Below are 21,246 nucleotides of genomic sequence, written 5' to 3' on the forward strand. Positions count from 1 at the left end.
CACGATAGCGCAAGGCCGCTCGCTCGCCGAGATGCAGGTAGCCGATCACGGCAGCAGCTTGCCGGGATTGAGGATGCCAGCGGGATCGAATGCGGCCTTGACTTGGCGCATCAGGGCGAGCGTCGCCGGATCGATCGCCTGCGGCATGAACTCGCGCTTGGCCAGGCCGATGCCGTGTTCGCCCGACAGGGTGCCGCCGAGCGACAGCGTCAGCGCGAACACGCGGGCGAGAGCGGCCTGCGCGCGCCCGTTCTGGCCGGTGTCGGCGGGGTCGAAGAGGATGTTCACGTGCAGGTTGCCGTTGCCCGCATGGCCGAAGCTGACGATGGGCAATGCGAACTCCGACGCGAGGTCGCGTACGCCCTGGACCAGTTGCGGGATGCGTGAGACCGGCACGACCACGTCTTCGTTGATCTTGCCCGGAGCGAGCGTGCGCAATGCTGGCGACAACGCTTTGCGCGCGGCCCAGAGCCTTTCACGCGCGGCTTCGTCGGCGGCATCGTCGAGCGAGACCAGGCCTTCGCCTTCGGCCACGCGCATCAGGGCCTCGATGGCATGCGGCAGGGTCTGGGCATCGCCATCGGCTTCGACCATCAGCAGCGCGCCGGCATCGGCCGGAAGTTCGGCTCCGCCGACATCGCGCGCCAGCCGCACGCAGTCGCCATCCATGAATTCCAGCATCGATGGCGTCACCGGCTGTGCCATCAGCCGCGCCACGGCCTGCGCGGCCGACGCGACATCGCGATACAGCGCCCGTATCACGCGCCGTTGCGGGGGCAGTGGCGTGAGCTTGAGGGTGGCCTCCACGATCAGCGCCAGGGTGCCCTCGCTGCCCACGAGCAGGCGCTGCAGGTCGTAGCCGGTCGCCCCCTTGGTCGTCGCGCTGCCGCACTGGATCAGGTCGCCCGTGCCGGTGACGGCGGTCAGCGCCAGCACGTTGTCGCGGCTCGCGCCGTATTTCACCGCGCGCGGTCCGCCGGCATTGCAGGCCAGGTTGCCGCCGACGGTGCTGAATGCCGCGCTGGTGGGGTCGGGCGGCCAGAACAGGCCGTGTCCCTGCAGGACGGCTTGCAGGTCGCCGTTGAGCACGCCGGGTTCGACCACCGCGCAGCGATCCCCCGGTCGCACCTCGAGGATGCGGTCCATGCGTTCGAACGACACCACCACGCCGCCCTGCACCGGCACCGAGGCGCCGGTGGTATTGGTGCCGCGACCGCGCGCGATCACCGGGACACGGTGGCGGAAGCAGGCGCGCACGAGCACCTGTACCTGTCCGCGCGCGACCGGCAGGGCGACCGCATCGGGCAGCGATTCGCGGCGCGAGTTGTCGTAGGCGTAGGCGAGGCGTTCGCCCGGATCGGTGAGCCAGTTGCGGCCTTCGCCGAGCAGGTCGGCGAGTTCGCGATGCAGCTCGGCAGGCAAGGCACTCATGCCGGCTGATTATCCGCCACGCCCGCGATCATGGTGGCAGCGGAGAATCAGCAGTCATCGGCACGGAACGCATCGCGCAGCCAGTGCAGCCGCGGCGAACGCGGATCACCGTCGGCTTCGACCACGTCGAAGCGGCAGGCGGCCTTGGCGAGGCGCGGATGAGCGGCGAGGAAAGCCTGCGCGGCACGCACGAGCTTGCGGCGCTTGTTCGCATCCACCGAAGCCGCACCGCCACCGAAGCGCCGGTCGCGGCGGTAGCGGACTTCGACGAAAACGAGCGTCGGCTCGGCGCCCGCGCCGGTGTCGAGCATGACGAGGTCGAGTTCGCCGAAGCGGTAATTGGCGTTCGTCGCGACTTCGCGCAGTCCCGCGCGGGTCAGGTGGGCGAGGGCGGCGGCCTCGACCGATGCGCCCGTTGTACGTCGTTGTGGGATTGGCTTGTCCATAAGCCGGTCGGGTATCGCGCGTCGCCTGTCGAGATGTCGGCTGTCGAGACGTCGCCTGTCGAGATCAGCGCCGCGCCGCGTCCGCCAGCGGCACCGCGATGCCGCTGCTGAAGGTCGACCAGGCGGGCGTGCGCTGGACGTTGCCAAAGCCGTCGATGCGCAGGACGCCGGTAGCGCCATTGATGCCTTCGGACGAGGTGGCCAGGCGCTCGAGGTAGGCGGTGATCAGCCAGGCGTCGAAACCGAAGGCGAACAGGCGCGCCGCCGGACCTTTCGCATTCGGCAGCATCGCCGCGGCGCTCGCAGGCGGCGGCAGGCCACGCGCCCCGCGCGTGGTCCAGCTTTCGCTGGGGAAGGCGATGCCGTCGAGCACGCGATCGTCCTCGGGCTTGCCCGTGCCGGACAGCAGCTGCGACGTCGCCACGCGCGGCTTGCCGGCGAGGCCCGCCAGGGCGAGGCGCGGCATCAGCTGGCGTGCCGCGGTGCCCTTGACGGCGAGGAACACCGCATCGACACCGCCTTCCTTGGCCGCGAATGGCGCGAAGTCGGCGGCGCCCTCGCTTACGACGTCGGTGATGGTGCCGCCGCGTTCGGCCAGGCGTTCGCGCAGCGAAGTGACGGCGCGGCGTTGCGTGTCGTCTTCGGCGCTGACCACGAGCACGCGGCGTGCACCGCGCTCGACCAGGTAATCGGCGGCGGCGATGCCTTCGTCCTCCGGCGACAGCGAGAAGCTCGCATTGCCGGGCGGTGGCAGCAGCTGGCTGCGGTTGAGCGCGAGCACCGGCACCGGCAGGGTGGTGCGGTTGAACAGCGTGCCGACTTCATCGCGGCCGAGCGGGCCGACGACGAAATCGTTGCCTTCGGACACGGCGCGGTCGTATGCGGCGGACGCGCCGGTGGAGGTGTCGTAGAAGCTGACCTCCGGACGGCGGCGCGTTTCAGCGTAATAGCCGGTCAGGAGACCGTCGCGCACGGGTGCCGCGGCCGTGGCGAGATTGCCCGACAACGGCAGCAGCACGGCCAGCTTCATCGGCGGGCGATAGCCGTCGCTTTCGGCGGGCGGCCGGTTGCCGGCATCGAACTTCCACGCAGTGCGATCGAACGGACGCGGTAGTGGCAGGCCACGGCGCAGCAGCGCGCGGCCGGCGTAGTTGTACAGCGGGTCGCCCGCGGGCAACGCAGCGGCTTCGCGCTGCAGCGTCGGGTTGTCCAGCGCGGCCAGCAGCGTCTCGATCTGCTTGTCCGTCTGCGCACGCTCGGCGCCGCCCTGTGCCATGGCCTGCCGAGCCAGCGCATCGGCCTGGACCATCGCTTCGCTGCGCGGTCCGCGACCGGCCGGCGCACCTCCCGTGGTCTGCATCGAGCTGCAGCCGGCCAGCGTGGCCAGCAGCAACGATGCGGCCAGCACCCGGGCAATGGGCCATTGGCGGGCGGGCGAGGGCATCGGCAGGGGCATCGGCGCGGCTTTCCTTGGGGGACCGGGTAGGATTCTAACCGTCCCGCTGATTTCCTCACGATGCTCACTCCCGGCACCCTTCATGTCGTCGCGACGCCGATAGGCAACCTTGGCGACCTTTCGCCGCGCGCGCTCGACACGCTGCGGAATGTCGCTGCCGTCTGCGCCGAGGACACCCGGCACACGCGGCAACTGCTGTCCCACTTCGGCCTGGAGCGTCCACTGCTGGCGCTGCACCAGCACAACGAGGATGCACAGGCGGCGCAACTGGTGGCGCGCCTGCTTGCGGGCGACTCGCTGGCGCTGGTGTCCGACGCGGGGACGCCGCTGGTGAGCGATCCCGGTTTCCGCCTGGTCAGTGCGGCGCGGGCCGCGGGCGTACGCGTGTCGCCGGTACCGGGCGCGTGCGCGGCGATCGCCGCGTTGAGTGTGGCGGGCCTGCCCAGCGATCGCTTCGTGTTCGAAGGCTTTCTGCCGGTGAAAGCCGCGGCGCGGCGCGAACGGCTGGCGCGGCTGGCGAGTGAGACACGCACGCTGATGTTCTACGAATCCGCGCACCGCATCGAAGAAACGCTGGCCGACATGGCGACTGTCCTGGGCGCGACGCGCCGTGCCGTGGTCGCGAGGGAATTGACCAAGCTGTTCGAAACCGTCCTGGATGGCCCGCTGTCGGCGCTGCACCTGCGCGTTGCCACGGAAGCCGATCAGCGCAAGGGCGAGTTCGTGGTGATCGTCGAAGGTGCGGGTGACGATGCCGACGCGAAGATCGCCGAGGGCCAGCGCCTGTACGCGAAGCTGAGCGAATACCTGAAGCCGTCGCAGGCGGCGAAGCTTGCCGCGGAACTCAGCGGCGCCCCGCGCAAAGCCCTGTACGGCGGCGAGTAGCTCCCAGCAGTTTCAATTCCGTGCGCCGATCCAATCAGTGCTGGAAACGTCCCGGTGGTGAAGCCCCCTTAGTAAGGGGGCGCGGCGATAGCCGCGGGGATTGGCAGCGCGGACCCGAAGTTTGCGTAGCAAACTTTGGGGTATTAGCAGGCGAAGCCGTAGAATGCGCTTCGGCGGAGTCGGCCGGACAGTCGCGTCATCCGAAAGGATGCCGAGGAAAGTCCGGGCTCCACAGGGCACGGTGCCAGGTAACGCCTGGGCGGCGCGAGTCGACGGAAAGTGCAACAGAAAGATACCGCCGATGGCTCTTCGGAGATCAGGCAAGGGTGAAATGGTGCGGTAAGAGCGCACCGCGAGCCTGGTAACAGGCCGGCACGGCAAACCCCACCGGGAGCAAGACCAAATAGGGAGGCAATGCCGCGGCCCGCGGTGTCTCCGGGTAGGTTGCTTGAGCGTATCGGTGACGATGCGCCTAGAGGAATGACTGTCCACGACAGAACCCGGCTTACAGGCCGGCTCCGCCACCTTTTCATGCTACGCACGAAAGGCGCCCCACAATTTTCATTTGCCAGGGGCTTTTCTCCAGATGGATCGGTGCGCCCTGCGTTTTGGGGATGGAGACTATTTCGCCGGCCCGGTTGCTTCATGGAGGCCTGGTGTCCACCTGGGGCTCAACGGCCATGGCGCTCCTGAGCGTATGTTGCGACGCAGCATTGGCGGCGGGTTTTGCCGCTCCTGTGGTTTCCCAATTCCCGGCACTCCTTTTGTCTCAAAAAATGAGACGAAACAAAGCTTAGGGAACAACTGTTCATAAAGACTCTGAAGTTCGCTGCAAGCCATTGAAACGCAAAGTGAAATTGCCTCCAGAAAAGCGTTGACAAGCCCTAGCGCGATGCTAAGGTGGGCATCGGAGGGAAAACCGGGTTTTTTGTGGTTTTTCCATGCGAAGGTGACCCCAAAGCCGCCCGAAGAGGCGGAAAACGCGGCAAGGCAGGCGAATGTTCCAGGGCGAGACCGCCATCACGATCGACGACAAGGGCCGGCTGGCGGTGCCCACCGCCTACCGCGACCTCGTCGCGCGTGAATGCGGCAACCGTCTGGTCATCACCTACAACCCCTTCGAATCCGGTTCCCTCTGGCTGTACCCGCTGGCGGTCTGGGAGCGCGTGCGCGACCAGGTCAACGCCCTGCCCAAGGCGAAGAAGGTCAACCGCTCGATGCAGCTGAAGCTGGTCGGTGCCGCCGAGTTCGTCGAACTCGACGGCAACGGCCGCATCAGCATTCCCGCCAGCCACCGCGCGGCGGTGGCGATCGAGAAGAAGGCGGTGCTGCTGGGCATGGGCGAGAAGTTCGAGTTGTGGAGCGAGCAGGCGCACCACGCCCAGATCCGTCAGACGGTGACCGACGACGATCTGAGCGACGAACTGCTCGAGCTGCAGCTGTGACGGCCGGTGGCAGCGGACGGGAAGGGACGTCCGGCCACCTTCCCGTCATGCACGTACCGGTGATGTACGCGCAGTGCCTGGAAGGCCTGCAGGTCAAGGCGGATGGAACGTATCTGGACGGCACGTTCGGGCGCGGCGGCCATGCGCGCGGCGTGCTGCAACTACTGGGGGCCGGGGGTCGGCTGCTGCTGATGGACAAGGATCCCGAAGCGATCGCCGTGGCTGAACGCGAGTTCGGCGCGGATGCGCGCGTGGCGATCCATCGCGGCAGCTTCGCCGAACTTGCGCAGTGGGATGCGGCCGCGGCCGGCCTCGATGGTGTGCTGCTCGACCTTGGCGTGTCGTCGCCGCAACTGGATGTCGCCGAACGCGGCTTCAGTTTCGGCAAGGACGGGCCGCTCGACATGCGCATGGACCCCGAGGCCGGCGACAGCGCCGCGCAGTGGCTCGCAAGCGCGTCCGAGAAAGATATCGCCGACGTGTTGTGGACCTATGGCGAGGAGCGCATGAGCCGCCGCATCGCGCGCGCCATCGTCGCGCGGCGCGTGGAACAACCGCTGCTGCGCACGGCGCAACTGGCCGACCTCATCGCGTCGGTCGTGCCGCGCGGCGAGCAGAAGATCCATCCCGCGACCCGCAGCTTCCAGGGCATCCGCATCTTCATCAATCGCGAGCTCGCGGACCTCGAAGCCGGCCTGGACGCCGCCCTTGCACGCCTCAAGCCGGGCGGTCGCCTCGCCGTGATCAGCTTCCATTCGCTGGAAGACCGCATCGTCAAGCAGTTCATCGCCCGCCACGCCAAGGCGCCGCCCGCCAACCGCCGCATGCCGGTGGAAGTCGCCTTCACGCCGACGCTCATGGCGATTGGCGCTGCACAGAAGGCTGACGCGGCCGAGATCGCCGCCAACCCGCGCTCCCGCAGTGCCGTCCTGCGCGTGGCCGAAAAGCTCGCGGAGGCCGCATGACCTGGCGCCTCCTGCTCACCGTGCTGGTCGTGGCGAACCTGGCCTCCGCGCTCGCGGTCGTCCTCGCGCGCCACCAGCACCGCCAGTTGTTCGTGCAGGCCACGCGGCTGGAAAAAGCGCGTGATGAGCTCAATATCGAGTTCGGTCGCCTGCAACTGGAGCAGGCCACCTGGGCCGAGAGCAACCGCATCGACCAGGTCGCCCGCGACCGGCTTGGCATGAAGTTTCCCGAAGGCGCCGAAACCGTGGTGATCAGGCCATGAGCGCGTTCACACCGAGGCTGGGCCCATGAGCGCCCGCAACGACCGCCGCCAGCACCTCGTCAGCAAGGTCGCCGACGCGCTGCGCGCCCGCATCGCCGCCCAACCGGCGGCGAGCAGCGCGCGCGCGCGCCACCAGCGCGGCGGCCTGGACCTGCGCAAGCGCCTCATGATCGTCGGTGGCGCGCTGGCGCTGGGCTCGGTGGCGCTCGTCGTGCGCGCCTTCGACGTGCAGGTCGTGAACAACGCCTTCTACCTGCAACAGGGCCAGGCGCGATCGCTGCGCGAGATTCCCATTCCGACCTCGCGCGGGATGATCACCGACCGCAACGGCGAGCCGCTCGCGGTGTCGACGCCGGTCGAATCGGTATGGGGCAATCCGAAGGAGCTGCTGGAGAATCCCGCGCGCATCCCGGAACTCGCCGTGGCGCTTGAAGTTCCCGCCGACGTGCTGACGCGCAAGCTCACCCAGCGCGCGAACAAGGAATTCCTCTACCTCAAGCGCCGCATCAGCCCCGAGCAGGCGCGCCGCATCCTCGCCCACAACATCCCGGGTGTGTTCTCGCAGCGCGAATTCCGCCGCTTCTACCCGCAGGGTGAGGCGATGGCGCACGTGCTGGGTTTCACCAACGTCGACGACCGCGGACAGGAAGGGCTCGAGCTGTCCTTCGACCACATCCTCAGCGGCAAGCCGGGCTCCAAGCGCGTCATCCGCGATGGCCAGGGCCGCATCGTCGAAAGCGTCGACCTGATCAAGGCGGCCGAGCCCGGCCAGGACCTGACCCTCACCATCGATCGCCGCATCCAGTTCCTCGCCTATCGGGAGCTGCGCAACCAGCTGGTGAAGACGGGCGCCAGCAGCGGTTCGGCGGTCGTGCTCGACATCGCCACCGGCGAAGTGCTGGCGATGGTGAACCTGCCCAGCTACAACCCGAACGCCGTGGCCATGGGCAACGCCGACACGCACCGCAATCGCGCGGTGACCGACGTGTTCGAGCCGGGTTCGACGATGAAGCCGATCACGGTGGCGGCGGCACTCAATGCCCACATCGTTACCCCGGACACCCGCATCGACCTAAACCCGGGCTACATGCAGCTGGGGCGCTACACCATCCGCGACCACAGCAACTACGGCGTACAGACGATCACCGGGGTGATCACCAAGAGTTCCAACATCGGCGCGGCCAAGCTCGCGGCGCGGATGAAGGACCAGTACTTCTACGACTTCATCCGCCAGTTCGGCTACGGCCAGAAACCGGGCAGCGGCTTCCCCGGCGAATCCGCCGGCGTGCTCGCCATGCCCTCGCGTTGGAGCGGCACGACCAAGGCCACCATGGCCTACGGTTACGGTATGTCGGCGACGCCGCTGCAGATCGCGATGGTGTACGCGTCCCTGGGCAACGGCGGAAAGCTGATCACGCCGACCTTCGTCAAGGGCGAGCGCAACGAACCCAGGCAGGTGCTGGATCCGCAGGTCGCGCACGAAGTCATGCGCATGATGCAGACAGTGACCGAAACCGGCGGCACGGCGACGCAGGCGGCGATCCTCGGTTACCACGTCGCCGGCAAGACCGGTACCGCGCGCAAGTACAGCGAGACCGGCGGCTACACGCGCCGCTACCTGTCCTACTTCGCCGGCGTGGTGCCGGTGCAGAACCCGCGCTTCTCGATGGTCGTGGTCGTCAACGATCCCGATCCGGAGCGCGGCTACTTCGGCGGCCTCGTCTCCGCCCCGGTGTTCCGCACGGTCATGGACGGCGCGCTGCGCCTGATGGACGTGCCGCCGGACGACATCGACACCTGGATAGCCGCGCAGAACAACGCACAGCACGCCAACGAACTGCGCGGCGAAGAAGGTCCGGTCCTGCCCGACGCCTCCGCGGCGGCGCCCTTGGCCGACGCAAGCCTGCCTGCACCCGTGAACGGGGGCACGCAATGAGCCGCGCCATGCTCCTGCGCGAACTGCTTCCCGACGTCGCCGGCATCCCCGGCGATCTGCGCATCACCGGCCTGGTGATGGACAGTCGCGAGGTCAGGCCCGGCCATGCGTTCGTCGCCATCGCCGGCTTCGGTGCGCACGGATTGAAGTTCATCGAGCAGGCACGCACTGGCGGTGCCAGCGCGATCCTGTTCGAAGCGCCGGCGCCGGCCGACCTGCCCGCGCCCCCGGATGCGATCGCCGTGCCGAACCTGCGCGCGCGCCTGGGCGAGCTCGCCGACCGCTTCCACGGCCGCGTCACCGACGCGATGACGGTGGTCGGCGTCACCGGCACCAACGGCAAGACCTCGACCGTGCAGTTGCTCGCGCAGGCGTGGACGCTGCGCGGCCTGCGCTGCGGCACTGTCGGCACGCTCGGAGCGGGCCTGTACGGACAGGTGACGCCGACCGGCTTCACCACGCCACTGGTGCTCAAGCTGCATGAACTGCTGGCGCAGATGCACGACGCCGGCGCGCAGGCGGTGGCGATGGAAGTGAGTTCGCACGCGCTCGACCAGGGCCGCGTCGATGGCGTGCACTTCGATGTCGCGGTGTTCACCAACCTCACCCGCGACCACCTCGATTACCACGGCGACATGGACACCTACGGCGCCGCGAAGGCGCGCCTGTTCGCGTGGCCGGGCCTGCAGGCCGCGGCGGTCAACCTCGATGACGAGTACGGCGCTCATCTGCACACGCGCCTGCCCACCGGCGTGAAGGTGATCGGCCTGAGCTCGCGCGGTGCCGCAGGCGCGACCCTGCGCGCCGACGCGTTGAAGCTGGACAGCGCCGGTATCGCTTTCGATCTGGTCGAGGGCACGCAGGCGCATCCGGTGCGATCGAAGCTGCTGGGCCGCTTCAATGTCGACAACCTGCTGGCGGTGGCCGGTGCCTTGTACGCGTCGGGCGACACGCCCGCGCAGATCGCCGCGACCCTGTCGCAGTTGCAACCGATCCATGGCCGCATGAACCGCCTCGGCGGCGATGGCGGGATCGAGGGCAAGAGCCGTCCGCTGGTGGTCATCGATTACGCGCACACCCCCGACGCCCTGGAACAGGCGCTGAAGTCGCTGCGCGCCCATGCGCAGGCGCGCCTGGTCTGCGTGTTCGGTTGCGGTGGCGAGCGCGATCGCGGCAAGCGCCCGCAGATGGCCGCGATCGCCGAAGCCAATGCCGATGCCGTGATCGTCACCGACGACAACCCGCGCGGCGAGGACGGCGACCAGATCGTGGCGGACATCCTTGCCGGTTTCGCCCATCCGGGTGCCGTGGTCGTGCAGCGCGACCGCGCCGCGGCCATCGCGCGCGCGATCGGCGAAGCCGGGCCCAACGAAATCGTGCTCATCGCCGGCAAGGGCCATGAGCCTTACCAGGAAATCAACGGCGTGCAGCATCCCTTCGATGACACGGAAGTCGCCCGGGCACAACTGGAGGTGCATGCATGAAGCCGCTGCAACTTTCCGACATCGCCCGCATGACCGGCGGCCGCCTGCACGGTGAGAACGCCCTGATCGACGCCATCGCGACCGATACGCGCGCATTGCCGGCCGGCGGCCGCACGTTGTTCGTTGCCCTGAAGGGCGAGCGCTTTGACGGCCATGACCATGTTGCCGCCGCGGCGCAGGGCGGGGTTGTCGCCGCGCTGGTATCGCGCGTGATGGATACGTCCGTCGCCAACGGTCCGCTGCCGCAGATCGTCGTCGCCGACACCGAGCGCGCGCTGGCCGATTTCGCCGGCGCCATGCAGCGCGACCGCAGCAACGTCAAGGTGATTGGCATCACCGGCAGCAACGGCAAGACCAGCGTGAAGACGCTCGCCATGGCGATCCTGTCGCGGGCTGGCCACGCCTACGCCAATCCCGGCAACCGCAACAACGAGATCGGCCTGCCGCTGGCAGTGCTCGATGCGCCGGAGGACGCACAGTTCGCCGTGTACGAGATGGGCGCAGGCAAGCCGGGCGACATCGCCTACCTGACCGCGGTCGCGCGTCCCGACGTGGCGCTCGTCAACAACATCGCACCGGCGCACCTGGAACGCATGGGCAGCCTGCTCGGCGTCGCCGACACCAAGGGCGCGGTCTACGACGCGCTGCCCGAGGACGGCGTCGCGGTGATCAACGCCGATGAAGCCTTCGCGCCGTTCTTCGCCGAACGCGCGCATGGCCACCGCCTGATCCGCTTCGGTCTCGATGCCAGCGCCGACGTCACCGCGCGCGACATCCAACCCACCGAAAACGGTTCGCGCTTCGTGCTGGTCGCGCCGCAGGGAGAAACCGCGATCGACCTGGCGATGCCCGGTCGCCACAACGTAAGCAACGCATTGGCAGCGGCCTCGATCGCGCTGGGCCTGGGCGTGCCACTCGAGATCATCGGTGCGGGCCTCAACGCCGCCGAGCCCGTCGCCGGCCGCCTCATCATCCATCGCCTGCGCGACGGCGCCGTCCTCATCGACGACAGCTACAACGCCAACCCGGGCTCGCTCGCGGCCGCCATCGACACGCTCGCGGAAGCAAGCCGCAACGGCGAGGGCTGGCTCGTGCTCGGCGACATGCGCGAGCTCGGTGTCGATGCCGGGCCGATGCACGCTGAAATGGGCCGGCGGGCCAAGGCTGCGGGCATCAGGCGCCTGTACGCCCTCGGCGAACTCAGCGCGGAGGCCGCCAAGGCCTTCGGCGAAGGCGCTTCCCAATTCGACAGCCACGATGCGCTCATCGCCTCGCTGCGCGGCGACCTGCGTGAGGGCGTGCGCGTCCTGGTAAAGGGATCGCGCGGCAGCGCGATGGACAAGATCGTGAAGGCGGTGCTCGGCGCCGAAGGGACCACCGATGCTGCTTGAACTCTTCCGCTGGCTCGAACAGCTGCAAAGCCTCTTCGGCCTGTTCGGCTACCTCACCTTCCGCGGCATCCTCGCGGCACTGACTGCGCTGTTCCTGTCGCTGTGGTGGGGGCCGGCGGTAATCCGCCGCCTCGCCCAGCTCAAGGGTGGCCAGCCGATCCGCAAGGAAGGCCCGCAGTCGCACTTCTCCAAGGCAGGCACGCCGACCATGGGCGGCGCGCTGATCCTGCTGACCATCCTCGCCTCCGTGCTGCTGTGGGGCGACCTGCGCAACCGCTACGTGTGGCTGGTGATGGCGGTGATGGTCGCGTTCGGCTGGATCGGCTGGTGGGACGACTGGATCAAGATCGTCAAGCGCGATCCCAACGGCATGAAGTCGCGCACCAAGTACTTCCTGCAGTCGGTGTTCGGACTCGGTGTCGGCCTGTTCCTGTACTACACCGCCGACGCGCCGGCGGCGACGACCTTCTACATCCCGTTCTTCAAGACGGTGGCGCTGCCGCTGGTCAGCATCAGCTTCGTCTTCCTCGCCTACCTGTGGGTCGTCGGGTTCTCCAACGCGGTGAACCTCACCGACGGCCTGGATGGCCTCGCGATCATGCCGACCGTGCTGGTGGCCTGCGCGCTGGGCGTGTTCGCCTATGCCTCGGGCAATGCGGTGTTCTCCAACTACCTGCAGATCCCGCAGGTGCCGGGTGCGGGTGAGCTGGTGATCATCTGCGCGGCGATCGCCGGCGCCGGCCTGGGCTTCCTGTGGTTCAACACCTACCCGGCGATGGTGTTCATGGGCGATATCGGCGCCCTGGCACTGGGTGCGGTGCTCGGCTGCATCGCCGTCATCGTGCGCCAGGAACTGGTGCTGGTGATCATGGGCGGCATCTTCGTCATCGAAACGCTGTCGGTGATGATCCAGGTGGCATCGTTCAAGCTCACCGGCAAGCGTGTGTTCCGGATGGCGCCGATCCACCACCACTTCGAGTTGAAGGGCTGGCCGGAGCCGCGCGTGATCGTGCGCTTCTGGATCATCTCGGTGATCCTCGTCCTCGTCGGCCTGGCGACCTTGAAGGTGCGCTGATGAACGACCTCTCACGCCAGGCAACGCGACTGGACGACATCGGGGGCCGCTTCGATCCGTGGCTGCTCGGTATCGCCTGCACGCTCGCATGCCTGGGCGTGGTGATGGTGGGTTCGGCGTCGATCGCCATTGCCGAGGGCCGCGATGCCGGTCCCTTCCACTATCTGTTCCGCCACCTGGTCTTCCTTGGGTTCGGCCTCGGCCTCGCATACACGGCGATGCGTACCGAAATGAAGACCATCGAACAGCACAGCCAGTGGCTGCCGCTGGTGTGCCTGCTGCTGCTGATCCTCGTCGTCGTCCCGGGCATCGGGGTCACCGCGAAGGGCGCGCGCCGCTGGTTGAACCTCGGCGTGCTCACGTTCCAGCCGGTGGAAGCGGTCAAGCTGATGCTGATCGTGTGGCTGTCGAGCTTCCTCGCGCGCTTCCGCGACGAGGTCAGCGCCACGTGGCGCGCGATGATCAAGGCACTCGCCGTCGCCGGGCTGCTGGTCGGCATCCTCCTGGTGGTGCACAAGGACTTCGGCTCGTCCGCGCTGATCCTCGCGATCACCGCCGGCATGCTCGTCCTCGGTGGCGTGAACCTGCCGCGCATGCTGTTCCCGGTGTTGTGCGCGCTGCCGCTGCTGGCCGGCATGATCCTGATGGAGCCTTACCGCGTGCAGCGCCTGGTCTCCTATCGCGACCCGTGGGCTGATCCGTTCGGCAGCGGTTACCAGCTCACCAATGCACTGATGGCGGTGGGGCGCGGCGAATGGTTCGGCGTCGGCCTCGGTGCCTCGGTGCAGAAGCTGTCGTACCTGCCCGAAGCGCACACCGACTTCATCCTCGCCGTCATCGCCGAAGAGCTGGGCTTCGTCGGCGTGTTCGCGATCATCGCGCTATACGCGGGCCTGGCCGGCCGCGCATTCTGGATCGGCCTGAAGTGCGTGGAGATGCGCCGCCACTTCGCCGGCTACTGCGCCTTCGGCATCGCGCTGTGGATGTCGCTGCAGAGTTTCGTCTCGATCGGCGTGAACCTCGGGCTGCTGCCGACCAAGGGCCTGACCCTGCCGTTGATTTCCTCGGGCGGTTCCAGCGTCCTGCTCACCTGTGCCGCGCTCGGTGTGTTGCTGCGCGTGTCGTTCGAACTGGACCGCGCGCAGCGCCAGGTCGCGCGCCTGCGCGGCGATGCGCAGGCGCCCGCGGCGGCGATGCCTGCCACGACGCAGCCCTTGCCGCTGGTGACGGCCGAAGCACGCGGCACCAGCCGCCTGCGCCAGCGCGTCGAACCGGTATTCGAAAGAGCCTTCGGAAGGACGGCATGAGCACTGCTGGCGCCGCCACCGACTCCGACCTGCATCCGGTGATGATCCTCGCCGGCGGCACGGGCGGGCACATCTTCCCCGGCCTGGCCGTCGCGAAGGCGTTGCGTGCGCGCGACGTTCCCGTGCTCTGGCTCGGCAGCGAAGGCGGCATGGAAACCCGCCTGGTTCCGCAGCACGGCATCGCGATCGACACCATCGCGGTGCGTGGCGTGCGCGGCAAGGGCATCGCGACGCTGTTCGCCGCGCCGTTCAAGCTGCTCAGCGCGGTGAATGCCGCGCGCCAGACCCTGCGCGAGCGGCAGCCGCGCGCGGTGGTGAGCTTTGGCGGCTTCGCCGCAGGCCCGGGCGGACTCGCCGCGCGGCTTGCCGGCATTCCTTTGATCGTGCATGAGCAGAACCGCGCACCGGGCATGACCAACCGCGTGCTGGCGAAGCTCGCCCGCCGCATCCTCACCGGGTTCCCGCAGACGTTTGCGAACGAGGAAGTGGTGGGCAATCCGGTGCGGGCCGAGATCGCCGCCATCGCGCCGCCGGAAGCGCGCTTCGCCGGTCGCGAAGGCCCGCTGCGCCTGCTCGTGCTCGGTGGCAGCCAGGGCGCACGCGCCCTCAACGGCGCCGTGCCCAGGGCCATTGCCTCGTTGCCGCGCAACCTGCGCTTCGACGTGCGCCACCAGTGCGGCGAGAAGATGCGCGACGAGGCCGTGCAGGCCTACGCGCAGGCCGGCGTGCCGGCGTCGGTCGAACCCTTCATTGCCGACATGGCCGCGGCCTACGCATGGGCCGACATCGTGATCTGCCGTGCCGGCGCGCTCACGCTCGCCGAGTTGTGCGCGGTCGGCGTGGGCAGCGTGCTGGTGCCGTTCCCGCAGGCCGTCGACGACCACCAGACCAAGAACGCGCAGTTCCTGGTCGACCGCAATGCCGCGCAGCTGCTGCCGCAGGGCAGCGATGTCGGCGAACTCGCGCAGCGCCTTTCCGCGACGCTGGAGATCCTCGGCGAGCGCGACCTGCTGTTGCCGATGGCCCGGGCCGCGCGCGCGCTGGCCAGGCCCGATGCCGCCGAACGCGTGGCGACCATCGTGCTCGAACAATCGAACAAGGAACATTCATGACCCCGCAGACCCGCCACCGCATGCAGCACACCGGCGACCTCGTCGCCAGTGGTGGTGCCGGCGCGCGCGTGCACTTCGTCGGCATCGGCGGCGTCGGCATGAGCGGCATCGCCGAGGTGCTGTCCACGCTGGGTTACCTGGTCTCCGGTTCCGACATGGCCGACAACGCCGTGACGCGCCGCCTGTCCTCGCTCGGCATCAACGTGATGCGCGGCCATGCCGCCGCCAACGTCCTGGGCGCCGACTGCGTCGTCGTGTCCTCGGCGATCCGCCGCGACAACCCGGAACTGATGGAGGCCCGCTCCCAGCGCATCCCGATCGTGCCGCGCGCGGAAATGCTGGCCGAACTGATGCGCTTCAAGCGTGGCATCGCCGTCGCCGGCACGCATGGCAAGACCACCACCACGTCGCTGCTCGCCAGCGTGCTGGCCGAGGGGGGCATCGACCCGACTTTCGTGATCGGCGGCAAGCTGCTCGCCGCTGGCGCCAATGCGCGCCTGGGCAAGGGCGACTGGCTGGTGGCCGAGGCCGACGAGAGCGACGGCAGCTTCCTGCGCCTAAATCCGCAGATCGCCATCGTCACCAACATCGATGCCGACCATCTGGAGAACTACGGCGGCGACTTCGCCAAGGTCCAGGCCGCGTTCGACGAATTCCTGCACCACCTGCCGTTCTACGGCCTGGCCGTGCTGTGCATAGACGACGCCGAAGTGGCGGCGCTGGCCAGCAACACCACGCGCCACGTGATGACCTACGGCTTCGCCGACCACGCCGACGTGCGCGCCGAAGACGTGACCCAGCATGGCCCGGCCATGCGCTACATGCTGTGCCTGCCCGATGGCACGCGCACGCCCGTCGAGCTCGCCTTGCCGGGCCGCCACAACGTGCAGAACTCGCTCGCCGCCGCCGCGGTGGCCTGGCAACTGGGCGTCGACAGCGACGCCATTGCCCGTGCGCTGCAGAAATTCGCCGGCATCGGCCGCCGCTTCAACCTGCTCGCCCAGCTCACCACGGCCAAGGGTGCGACGGTGCAGCTGGTCGATGACTACGGCCACCACCCGAAGGAACTCGAGGCCGTGTTCGCCGCCGCGCGCGGAGGCTGGCCGGATCGCCGCCTCGTGGTCGCTTTCCAGCCGCATCGCTACAGCCGTACCCGCGACCTGTTCGACGAGTTCGCCGCGGTGCTGTCGACGGTGGACACGCTGGTGCTGACGGAAATCTATCCGGCTGGCGAAGCGCCTATCGCCGGCGCCGATGCGAAGTCGCTGGCGCGTGCCATCCGCACGCGTGGCCGCATCGATCCGATCGTCGTCAGCAGTGCGGGCGAACTCGCAGGCGTGCTGCCCGATGTCCTCAACGACGGCGACCTGCTGCTGATGATGGGGGCGGGCGACATCGGCCATGCCGCTCAACAACTGGCCGCCAATGGATTCGCGGGAGAAACGAAGTGAGCATGAATTTCGCCGCCACGCGCGTCACCGATCCGGCCGTCTTCGGCCGAGTCGCCGTGCTGATGGGCGGCACCAGTTCCGAGCGCGAGGTCTCGCTCGATTCCGGCCGCAACGTGCTGGACGCGCTGCGTTCGCGTGGTGTCGACGCCTTCGCGGTCGACGGGATACCCGCGCTGATCGATGCGATCCGTGCGGACCGGGTCGATCGCGTCTTCAACATCCTCCATGGCAACAAGGGCGGTGGCGAAGACGGCGTGCTGCAGGGCCTGCTCGAAGCACTGGGCGTGCCGTACACGGGTTCGAACGTGCTCGGCTCGGCACTGGCGATGGACAAGATCCGCACCAAGCAGGTGTGGTTGTCGCTGGGCCTGCCGACGCCGCGCTACGTGCGCCTCGAGAAGGGCGCCGACGTGCACGCCGCCGCGCGCGAGCTCGGTCTGCCGGTGATCGTGAAGCCCTCGTGCGAGGGTTCGAGCGTGGGCGTCTCGCGCGTGTTCAACGACGCCGACCTCGACTCCGCAGTGGAACTGGCCACGCGCTATCCCGGCGAGTTGCTGATGGAGCAGATGGTGGTCGGCGACGAACTCACCGTCGGTATCCTCGGCGATGGCACGGCGCACCAGGCGCTGCCGTCGATCCGGATCATGCCCAAGGGCGAGTGGTACGACTACAACGCCAAGTACATTGCCGAGGACACGCAGTACCTGTGTCCCGGCCTGGAAGGCGATGCCGAAGCGGAAATCCGCCGCATCGCGCTGGCGGCGTTCATCGCCGCCGGCTGCACCGGCTGGGCCCGCGTCGACGTGATGCGCGATCGCAGCAGCGGCAAGTTCTACCTGCTGGAAGTGAACACCGCGCCGGGCATGACCAGCCATTCGCTGGTGCCCAAGGCCGCGCGCCAGGTCGGCATCGGGTTCGAGGACCTGTGCTGGCGGATCCTCGAGCAGGCCGTCGAAGCCCAGACCACGGAGGCCGCGCCGAAGTGAACGCGCTGCTGCGCATCGCCGGTTGGATCCTCGCGGTCGCCCTGGTCGTGCTGCCGGTCGTGGCCGTGCTCAACGGTTGGGTCGGCGCGGGCCACTGGCCGTTGACGCGACTGCAGGCCACGGGCGAATTCCACCGCGTCGACGGCACGCTGTTGCGCCAGACGCTGCTGCCCTATGCGCAGCGCGGCTTCTTCGCAGTCGATCTCGAGTCCGCGCAAGATGCCGTCGCCAGGCTGCCGTGGGTCGAAACCGCCGAAGTGCGAAAGCGCTGGCCCGACGTGCTCGAAGTGCGCGTGGTCGAACACAAGCCGTTCGCTCGCTGGGGCGCCGACCGTGTGCTCTCCGAACACGGGCGCCTGTTTCCCGCCAAGGGGATCGTGGTGCCGGACGGCCTGCCGCAATTCTCGGGGCCAGAAGCGCGCAGCGCCGAGGTGGTCGAGCTCTACAACGAGGCGCGCGAGTTGTTCGCCAAGGTCGGCATCGACGTGCGCGAAGTCGCGCTGGATCCGCGTGGCAGCTGGACGCTGGGGCTGACCAACGGCGCCGTCGTCATCGTCGGCCGCAGCGAAGCGCGCGCCCGCCTCGATCGGTTCGTGCGCCTGCTGCCCCAGTTACTGACGCAGAACACGCAGCAGCTCGCGCGCGCCGACCTTCGTTACACCAATGGTTTCGCGCTGACGTGGAAGCCGGCTCCGGCCCAGGCCTACATCGACGCGCCGCAAGTTCAGGGAAATACATGAATCGCAAGGGCGACAAATCGCTGATCGTGGGACTCGACATCGGCACCTCCAAGGTGGTGGCGCTGGTGGGCGAGTATTCGCCCAATGAAGGCCGCCCCGGCGCACCGATCGAAGTCATCGGCATCGGCTCGCACGAATCGCGCGGACTCAAGCGTGGCGTGGTGGTCGACATCGAATCGACGGTGCAGTCGATCCAGCGCGCGATCGAGGAAGCCGAGCTGATGGCCGGTTGCGAGATCCGTTCGGTCTATGCCTCGATCTCCGGCAGCCACATCCAGTGCCGCAACTCGCAGGGCATCGCGCCGATCCGCGATGGCGAGGTGACCTACGGCGACCTCGACCGGGTACTCGAAGCGGCCAAGGCCGTGGCGATCCCCGCCGACCAGAAGATCCTGCACGCGATCCCGCGAGATTACGTGCTCGACGATTCGCAGGAGGGCATCCGCAATCCCGTCGGCATGACCGGCGTGCGCCTGGAGGTGCATGCGCACCTGGTCGTGTGCGCGCAATCGGCCGCCGCCAACATCAGCAAGTGCGTGCAGCGCTGCGGCCTGCAGGTCGACGACCTCGTGCTCAGCGTGCTCGCATCGAGCACTGCCGTGCTCACCAGCGACGAGCGCGAGCTCGGCGTGGTCCTGGTCGACATAGGCGCCGGCACTACCGACATCGCGGTGTTCGTGCAGGGCGCGATCGCGCACAGCGCGAGCCTGCCGATCGCCGGCGACAAGGTCACCGAGGACATCGCGCACATGCTGCGCACGCCCACGCCCGAAGCCGAACAGATCAAGGTCCGCTATGCCTGCGCGCTGGCGCAGATGGCGACCGCGGAAGAATCGATCCAGGTGCCGAGCGTGGGCGACCGCCCGCCACGGCGCATGCCGCGCGCGTCGCTGGCGCAGGCGGTGCAGGCCCGCTACGAGGAAATCTTCGAAATGATCCAGGCCGAACTGCGTCGCAGCGGCTTCGAGCAGCACGTGCGTGCGGGCATGGTGCTCACCGGCGGCGCCGCGAAGATGGAAGGCGTGGTCGAGCTGGCCGAGGAAATGCTGCAGATGCCGGTGCGCGTGGGCATCCCGCAGCACGTCACCGGCCTGGGCGAAGTGGTCGGCAACCCGGTGCATGCCACCGGAGTCGGCCTGCTGCTGATGGGCAGCCAGATCGAGAACCCGCGGCGCCCGACGATTTCCGCGGGCCGCGCCGGCAGCCTCTTCAACCGGCTGAAGAGCTGGTACCGGGGCGAATTCTGATTCGAGCGCTGCCGCGAAGGCGCGGCGGTGCGGTGGCAGGTGGAAGGGCGACTTGCAGTTCTTGAGAGCAACTTGGCATCCCCGATCAATCACTAGCAACACATAACAAGAGGACGAGGACATGGCACATTTCGAATTGTTGGAGAAGATGGCCCCGAACGCGGTGATCAAGGTCGTCGGCGTCGGCGGTGGCGGTGGCAACGCCGTCGCGCACATGGTCAACGGCAGCGTCGACGGCGTGGAATTCATCACCGCCAATACCGACGCGCAGGCGATCAAGAACTGCGGCGCGAAGCTGCAGTTGCAGCTCGGCAGCAACGTCACCAAGGGCCTGGGCGCAGGCGCCAATCCGGAAGTCGGCCGCCAGGCAGCCCTGGAAGACCGCGAACGCATCATGGATGCGCTGACCGGCGCCGACATGGTGTTCATCACGGCCGGCATGGGTGGCGGCACCGGCACCGGCGCCGCACCGGTCGTGGCGCAACTCGCCAAGGAGATGGGCATCCTGACCGTGGCCGTGGTCACCAAGCCGTTCCCGTTCGAAGGCCGCCGCCGCATGCAGGTCGCGCTCAAGGGCATCGAGGAGCTGTCGCACCACTGCGACTCGCTGATCACGATCCCGAACGAGAAGCTGATCACCGTGCTCGGCCGCAACGCCACCATGATCCAGGCCTTCCGCGCCGCCAACGACGTGCTGCTCGGCGCCGTGCAGGGCATCGCCGACCTGATCGTGCGTCCGGGCCTGATCAACGTCGACTTCGCCGACGTGCGCACCGTGATGTCCGAGATGGGCCTGGCGATGATGGGCACCGGCTCGGCCCGCGGCGACGATCGCGCCCAGGCCGCGGCGGAATCCGCGATCCAGAATCCGCTGCTCGACGACGTCAACCTGTCCGGCGCCAACGGCATCCTGGTCAACATCACCGCCGGTCCGGACTTCACCATGGCCGAGTTCGATGAAGTCGGCCGCACGATCGAGAACTTCGCCTCCGAGGACGCCACGGTGGTCATCGGCACCGTGCTCGATCCGGACATGCAGGACGAGGTCAAGGTGACCGTGGTCGCCACCGGCCTCAACCGCGCCGTGGTCCGCCAGCCGATCCGCCATGGCGAGCGTGCCGACTTCAGCGATGCCCGCCAGCGTCCGCAGGTGGAACTCGTCCGCACCCAGGTCAAGCGCGATGGCACCACCGGCCTGCCGATCGATGCGGTGTCCGATGGCTTCCAGGGTGGCCCGCCGTCGTTCGCCGGCAGCCTGCGTGGCGGCAGCCGCGTGAGCGAGCCGGCGGCACCCGCCGCGGCCGACTTCGGCGGCAGCGACAGCTACCTGGACATCCCGGCGTTCCTGCGCCGCCAGGCCGACTGAATGTAGGAGCTTGACCCGCGAAAGCGTCGGTGGTTTGCCAATGCCAGCCGCCGACGTGGCTTCAGTATTAGGGGACCGAGGAATCGGTCCCGGGTCGGCCGGACTCGTCCCCGGCCGGTTTGGACCCTAGGCTTCGGGCCGCCTGCGCCCGGAGATCTTGCGCCGGTCGGCATCTGCCGGCCGGCTTTTTCCGTCGCTGACCCCCGGTCCGGGCCGACGGGAAACGTGACGACGCTCCCGCAAAGCGGGTTTTGTGATAT

General features: G+C 68.3%; 17 protein-coding genes, 1 other RNA gene and 1 pseudogene. 16 read left to right on the forward strand and 3 right to left on the reverse strand.

Features of this window, described 5'->3' with window-relative positions; translation table 11 throughout:
* Window positions 1–45: 45 nt before the first annotated feature.
* The 3 genes from ACXJJ9_RS00890 to ACXJJ9_RS00900 all read right to left on the reverse strand — a co-directional run bounded on the left by ACXJJ9_RS00890 (window position 46) and on the right by ACXJJ9_RS00900 (window position 3,333).
* A complete protein-coding gene (locus tag ACXJJ9_RS00890) occupies window positions 46–1,431 on the reverse strand; it encodes an FAD-binding oxidoreductase (RefSeq protein ID WP_457095419.1) in 1,386 nt (461 codons plus the stop codon).
* A gap of 47 nt (window positions 1,432–1,478) precedes the next feature.
* Complete coding sequence (locus ACXJJ9_RS00895; RefSeq protein WP_457095420.1) at window positions 1,479–1,877, reverse strand: YraN family protein; 399 nt, start codon at window positions 1,875–1,877, stop codon at window positions 1,479–1,481.
* A gap of 64 nt (window positions 1,878–1,941) precedes the next feature.
* Complete coding sequence (locus ACXJJ9_RS00900; RefSeq protein ID WP_457095421.1) at window positions 1,942–3,333, reverse strand: penicillin-binding protein activator; 1,392 nt, start codon at window positions 3,331–3,333, stop codon at window positions 1,942–1,944.
* A gap of 60 nt (window positions 3,334–3,393) precedes the next feature.
* On the opposite strand from ACXJJ9_RS00900, the gene rsmI reads away from it, so the two are divergent.
* From rsmI to ftsZ, 16 genes and pseudogenes are all read left to right on the forward strand, one after another.
* Complete coding sequence (gene rsmI / locus ACXJJ9_RS00905) at window positions 3,394–4,218, forward strand: 16S rRNA (cytidine(1402)-2'-O)-methyltransferase (protein ID WP_457095422.1); 825 nt, start codon at window positions 3,394–3,396, stop codon at window positions 4,216–4,218.
* A gap of 175 nt (window positions 4,219–4,393) precedes the next feature.
* Window positions 4,394–4,742, forward strand: an RNA gene (gene rnpB, locus ACXJJ9_RS00910) — RNase P RNA component class A.
* 474 nt (window positions 4,743–5,216) lie between these two features.
* Complete coding sequence (mraZ, locus tag ACXJJ9_RS00915; RefSeq protein ID WP_310050797.1) at window positions 5,217–5,663, forward strand: division/cell wall cluster transcriptional repressor MraZ; 447 nt, start codon at window positions 5,217–5,219, stop codon at window positions 5,661–5,663.
* A 47-nt stretch (window positions 5,664–5,710) separates the two neighbouring features.
* Window positions 5,711–6,613 (forward strand): annotated as a pseudogene (rsmH, locus tag ACXJJ9_RS00920) (16S rRNA (cytosine(1402)-N(4))-methyltransferase RsmH); the annotation flags it as partial.
* Window positions 6,614–6,624: 11 nt separating this feature from the next.
* Window positions 6,625–6,891 (forward strand): cell division protein FtsL, encoded by a 267-nt coding sequence (ftsL, locus tag ACXJJ9_RS00925; protein WP_310050801.1) that lies wholly within the window; start codon window positions 6,625–6,627, stop codon window positions 6,889–6,891.
* A gap of 166 nt (window positions 6,892–7,057) precedes the next feature.
* On the forward strand, window positions 7,058–8,827 hold the full coding sequence (locus tag ACXJJ9_RS00930) for a peptidoglycan D,D-transpeptidase FtsI family protein (protein WP_457096130.1): 1,770 nt from the start codon (window positions 7,058–7,060) through the stop codon (window positions 8,825–8,827).
* Window positions 8,824–10,311: a UDP-N-acetylmuramoyl-L-alanyl-D-glutamate--2,6-diaminopimelate ligase gene (locus ACXJJ9_RS00935; RefSeq protein WP_457095423.1), complete on the forward strand. Its 1,488-nt coding sequence runs from the start codon at window positions 8,824–8,826 to the stop codon at window positions 10,309–10,311. The genes ACXJJ9_RS00930 and ACXJJ9_RS00935 overlap by 4 nt, the downstream gene beginning before the upstream one ends.
* A complete protein-coding gene (locus ACXJJ9_RS00940) occupies window positions 10,308–11,702 on the forward strand; it encodes a UDP-N-acetylmuramoyl-tripeptide--D-alanyl-D-alanine ligase (protein ID WP_457095424.1) in 1,395 nt (464 codons plus the stop codon). Before ACXJJ9_RS00935 ends, ACXJJ9_RS00940 begins: the two co-directional genes overlap by 4 nt.
* Window positions 11,692–12,777 carry a phospho-N-acetylmuramoyl-pentapeptide-transferase gene (gene mraY / locus ACXJJ9_RS00945; RefSeq protein WP_310050807.1) on the forward strand — a complete coding sequence of 362 codons (1,086 nt, stop codon included), beginning with the start codon at window positions 11,692–11,694 and terminating at the stop codon, window positions 12,775–12,777. Before ACXJJ9_RS00940 ends, mraY begins: the two co-directional genes overlap by 11 nt.
* Window positions 12,777–14,084, forward strand: coding sequence for a putative lipid II flippase FtsW (gene ftsW, locus ACXJJ9_RS00950; protein ID WP_457095425.1), 1,308 nt, complete (start codon window positions 12,777–12,779; stop codon window positions 14,082–14,084). Before mraY ends, ftsW begins: the two co-directional genes overlap by 1 nt.
* Window positions 14,081–15,196 carry an undecaprenyldiphospho-muramoylpentapeptide beta-N-acetylglucosaminyltransferase gene (murG, locus tag ACXJJ9_RS00955; RefSeq protein ID WP_457095426.1) on the forward strand — a complete coding sequence of 372 codons (1,116 nt, stop codon included), beginning with the start codon at window positions 14,081–14,083 and terminating at the stop codon, window positions 15,194–15,196. The genes ftsW and murG overlap by 4 nt, the downstream gene beginning before the upstream one ends.
* On the forward strand, window positions 15,193–16,647 hold the full coding sequence (gene murC, locus ACXJJ9_RS00960) for a UDP-N-acetylmuramate--L-alanine ligase (protein ID WP_457095427.1): 1,455 nt from the start codon (window positions 15,193–15,195) through the stop codon (window positions 16,645–16,647). Before murG ends, murC begins: the two co-directional genes overlap by 4 nt.
* Window positions 16,648–16,649: 2 nt before the next feature.
* Window positions 16,650–17,633, forward strand: a complete 984-nt coding sequence (locus ACXJJ9_RS00965) for a D-alanine--D-alanine ligase (protein WP_457096131.1) — start codon at window positions 16,650–16,652, stop codon at window positions 17,631–17,633.
* Window positions 17,630–18,373 carry a cell division protein FtsQ/DivIB gene (locus ACXJJ9_RS00970; RefSeq protein ID WP_457095428.1) on the forward strand — a complete coding sequence of 248 codons (744 nt, stop codon included), beginning with the start codon at window positions 17,630–17,632 and terminating at the stop codon, window positions 18,371–18,373. The genes ACXJJ9_RS00965 and ACXJJ9_RS00970 overlap by 4 nt, the downstream gene beginning before the upstream one ends.
* Complete coding sequence (ftsA, locus tag ACXJJ9_RS00975; RefSeq protein ID WP_310050816.1) at window positions 18,370–19,620, forward strand: cell division protein FtsA; 1,251 nt, start codon at window positions 18,370–18,372, stop codon at window positions 19,618–19,620. The genes ACXJJ9_RS00970 and ftsA overlap by 4 nt, the downstream gene beginning before the upstream one ends.
* A gap of 121 nt (window positions 19,621–19,741) precedes the next feature.
* Window positions 19,742–20,986: a cell division protein FtsZ gene (gene ftsZ / locus ACXJJ9_RS00980; protein WP_457095429.1), complete on the forward strand. Its 1,245-nt coding sequence runs from the start codon at window positions 19,742–19,744 to the stop codon at window positions 20,984–20,986.
* Window positions 20,987–21,246: the final 260 nt, after the last annotated feature.

The sequence above is a fragment of the Lysobacter sp. P5_B9 genome (assembly GCF_054049835.1).

What these genes read in the sequence shown, in the direction of transcription:
- ACXJJ9_RS00890 (WP_457095419.1), bottom strand. Translation starts at nt 1,431, where the DNA reads ATGAGTGCCTTGCCTGCCGAGCTGCATCGCGAACTCGCCGACCTGCTC.
- ACXJJ9_RS00895 (WP_457095420.1), bottom strand. Translation starts at nt 1,877, where the DNA reads ATGGACAAGCCAATCCCACAACGACGTACAACGGGCGCATCGGTCGAG.
- ACXJJ9_RS00900 (WP_457095421.1), bottom strand. Translation starts at nt 3,333, where the DNA reads ATGCCCCTGCCGATGCCCTCGCCCGCCCGCCAATGGCCCATTGCCCGG.
- rsmI (WP_457095422.1), top strand. Translation starts at nt 3,394, where the DNA reads ATGCTCACTCCCGGCACCCTTCATGTCGTCGCGACGCCGATAGGCAAC.
- mraZ (WP_310050797.1), top strand. Translation starts at nt 5,217, where the DNA reads ATGTTCCAGGGCGAGACCGCCATCACGATCGACGACAAGGGCCGGCTG.
- ftsL (WP_310050801.1), top strand. Translation starts at nt 6,625, where the DNA reads ATGACCTGGCGCCTCCTGCTCACCGTGCTGGTCGTGGCGAACCTGGCC.
- ACXJJ9_RS00930 (WP_457096130.1), top strand. Translation starts at nt 7,058, where the DNA reads ATGATCGTCGGTGGCGCGCTGGCGCTGGGCTCGGTGGCGCTCGTCGTG.
- ACXJJ9_RS00935 (WP_457095423.1), top strand. Translation starts at nt 8,824, where the DNA reads ATGAGCCGCGCCATGCTCCTGCGCGAACTGCTTCCCGACGTCGCCGGC.
- ACXJJ9_RS00940 (WP_457095424.1), top strand. Translation starts at nt 10,308, where the DNA reads ATGAAGCCGCTGCAACTTTCCGACATCGCCCGCATGACCGGCGGCCGC.
- mraY (WP_310050807.1), top strand. Translation starts at nt 11,692, where the DNA reads ATGCTGCTTGAACTCTTCCGCTGGCTCGAACAGCTGCAAAGCCTCTTC.
- ftsW (WP_457095425.1), top strand. Translation starts at nt 12,777, where the DNA reads ATGAACGACCTCTCACGCCAGGCAACGCGACTGGACGACATCGGGGGC.
- murG (WP_457095426.1), top strand. Translation starts at nt 14,081, where the DNA reads ATGAGCACTGCTGGCGCCGCCACCGACTCCGACCTGCATCCGGTGATG.
- murC (WP_457095427.1), top strand. Translation starts at nt 15,193, where the DNA reads ATGACCCCGCAGACCCGCCACCGCATGCAGCACACCGGCGACCTCGTC.
- ACXJJ9_RS00965 (WP_457096131.1), top strand. Translation starts at nt 16,650, where the DNA reads ATGAATTTCGCCGCCACGCGCGTCACCGATCCGGCCGTCTTCGGCCGA.
- ftsA (WP_310050816.1), top strand. Translation starts at nt 18,370, where the DNA reads ATGAATCGCAAGGGCGACAAATCGCTGATCGTGGGACTCGACATCGGC.
- ftsZ (WP_457095429.1), top strand. Translation starts at nt 19,742, where the DNA reads ATGGCACATTTCGAATTGTTGGAGAAGATGGCCCCGAACGCGGTGATC.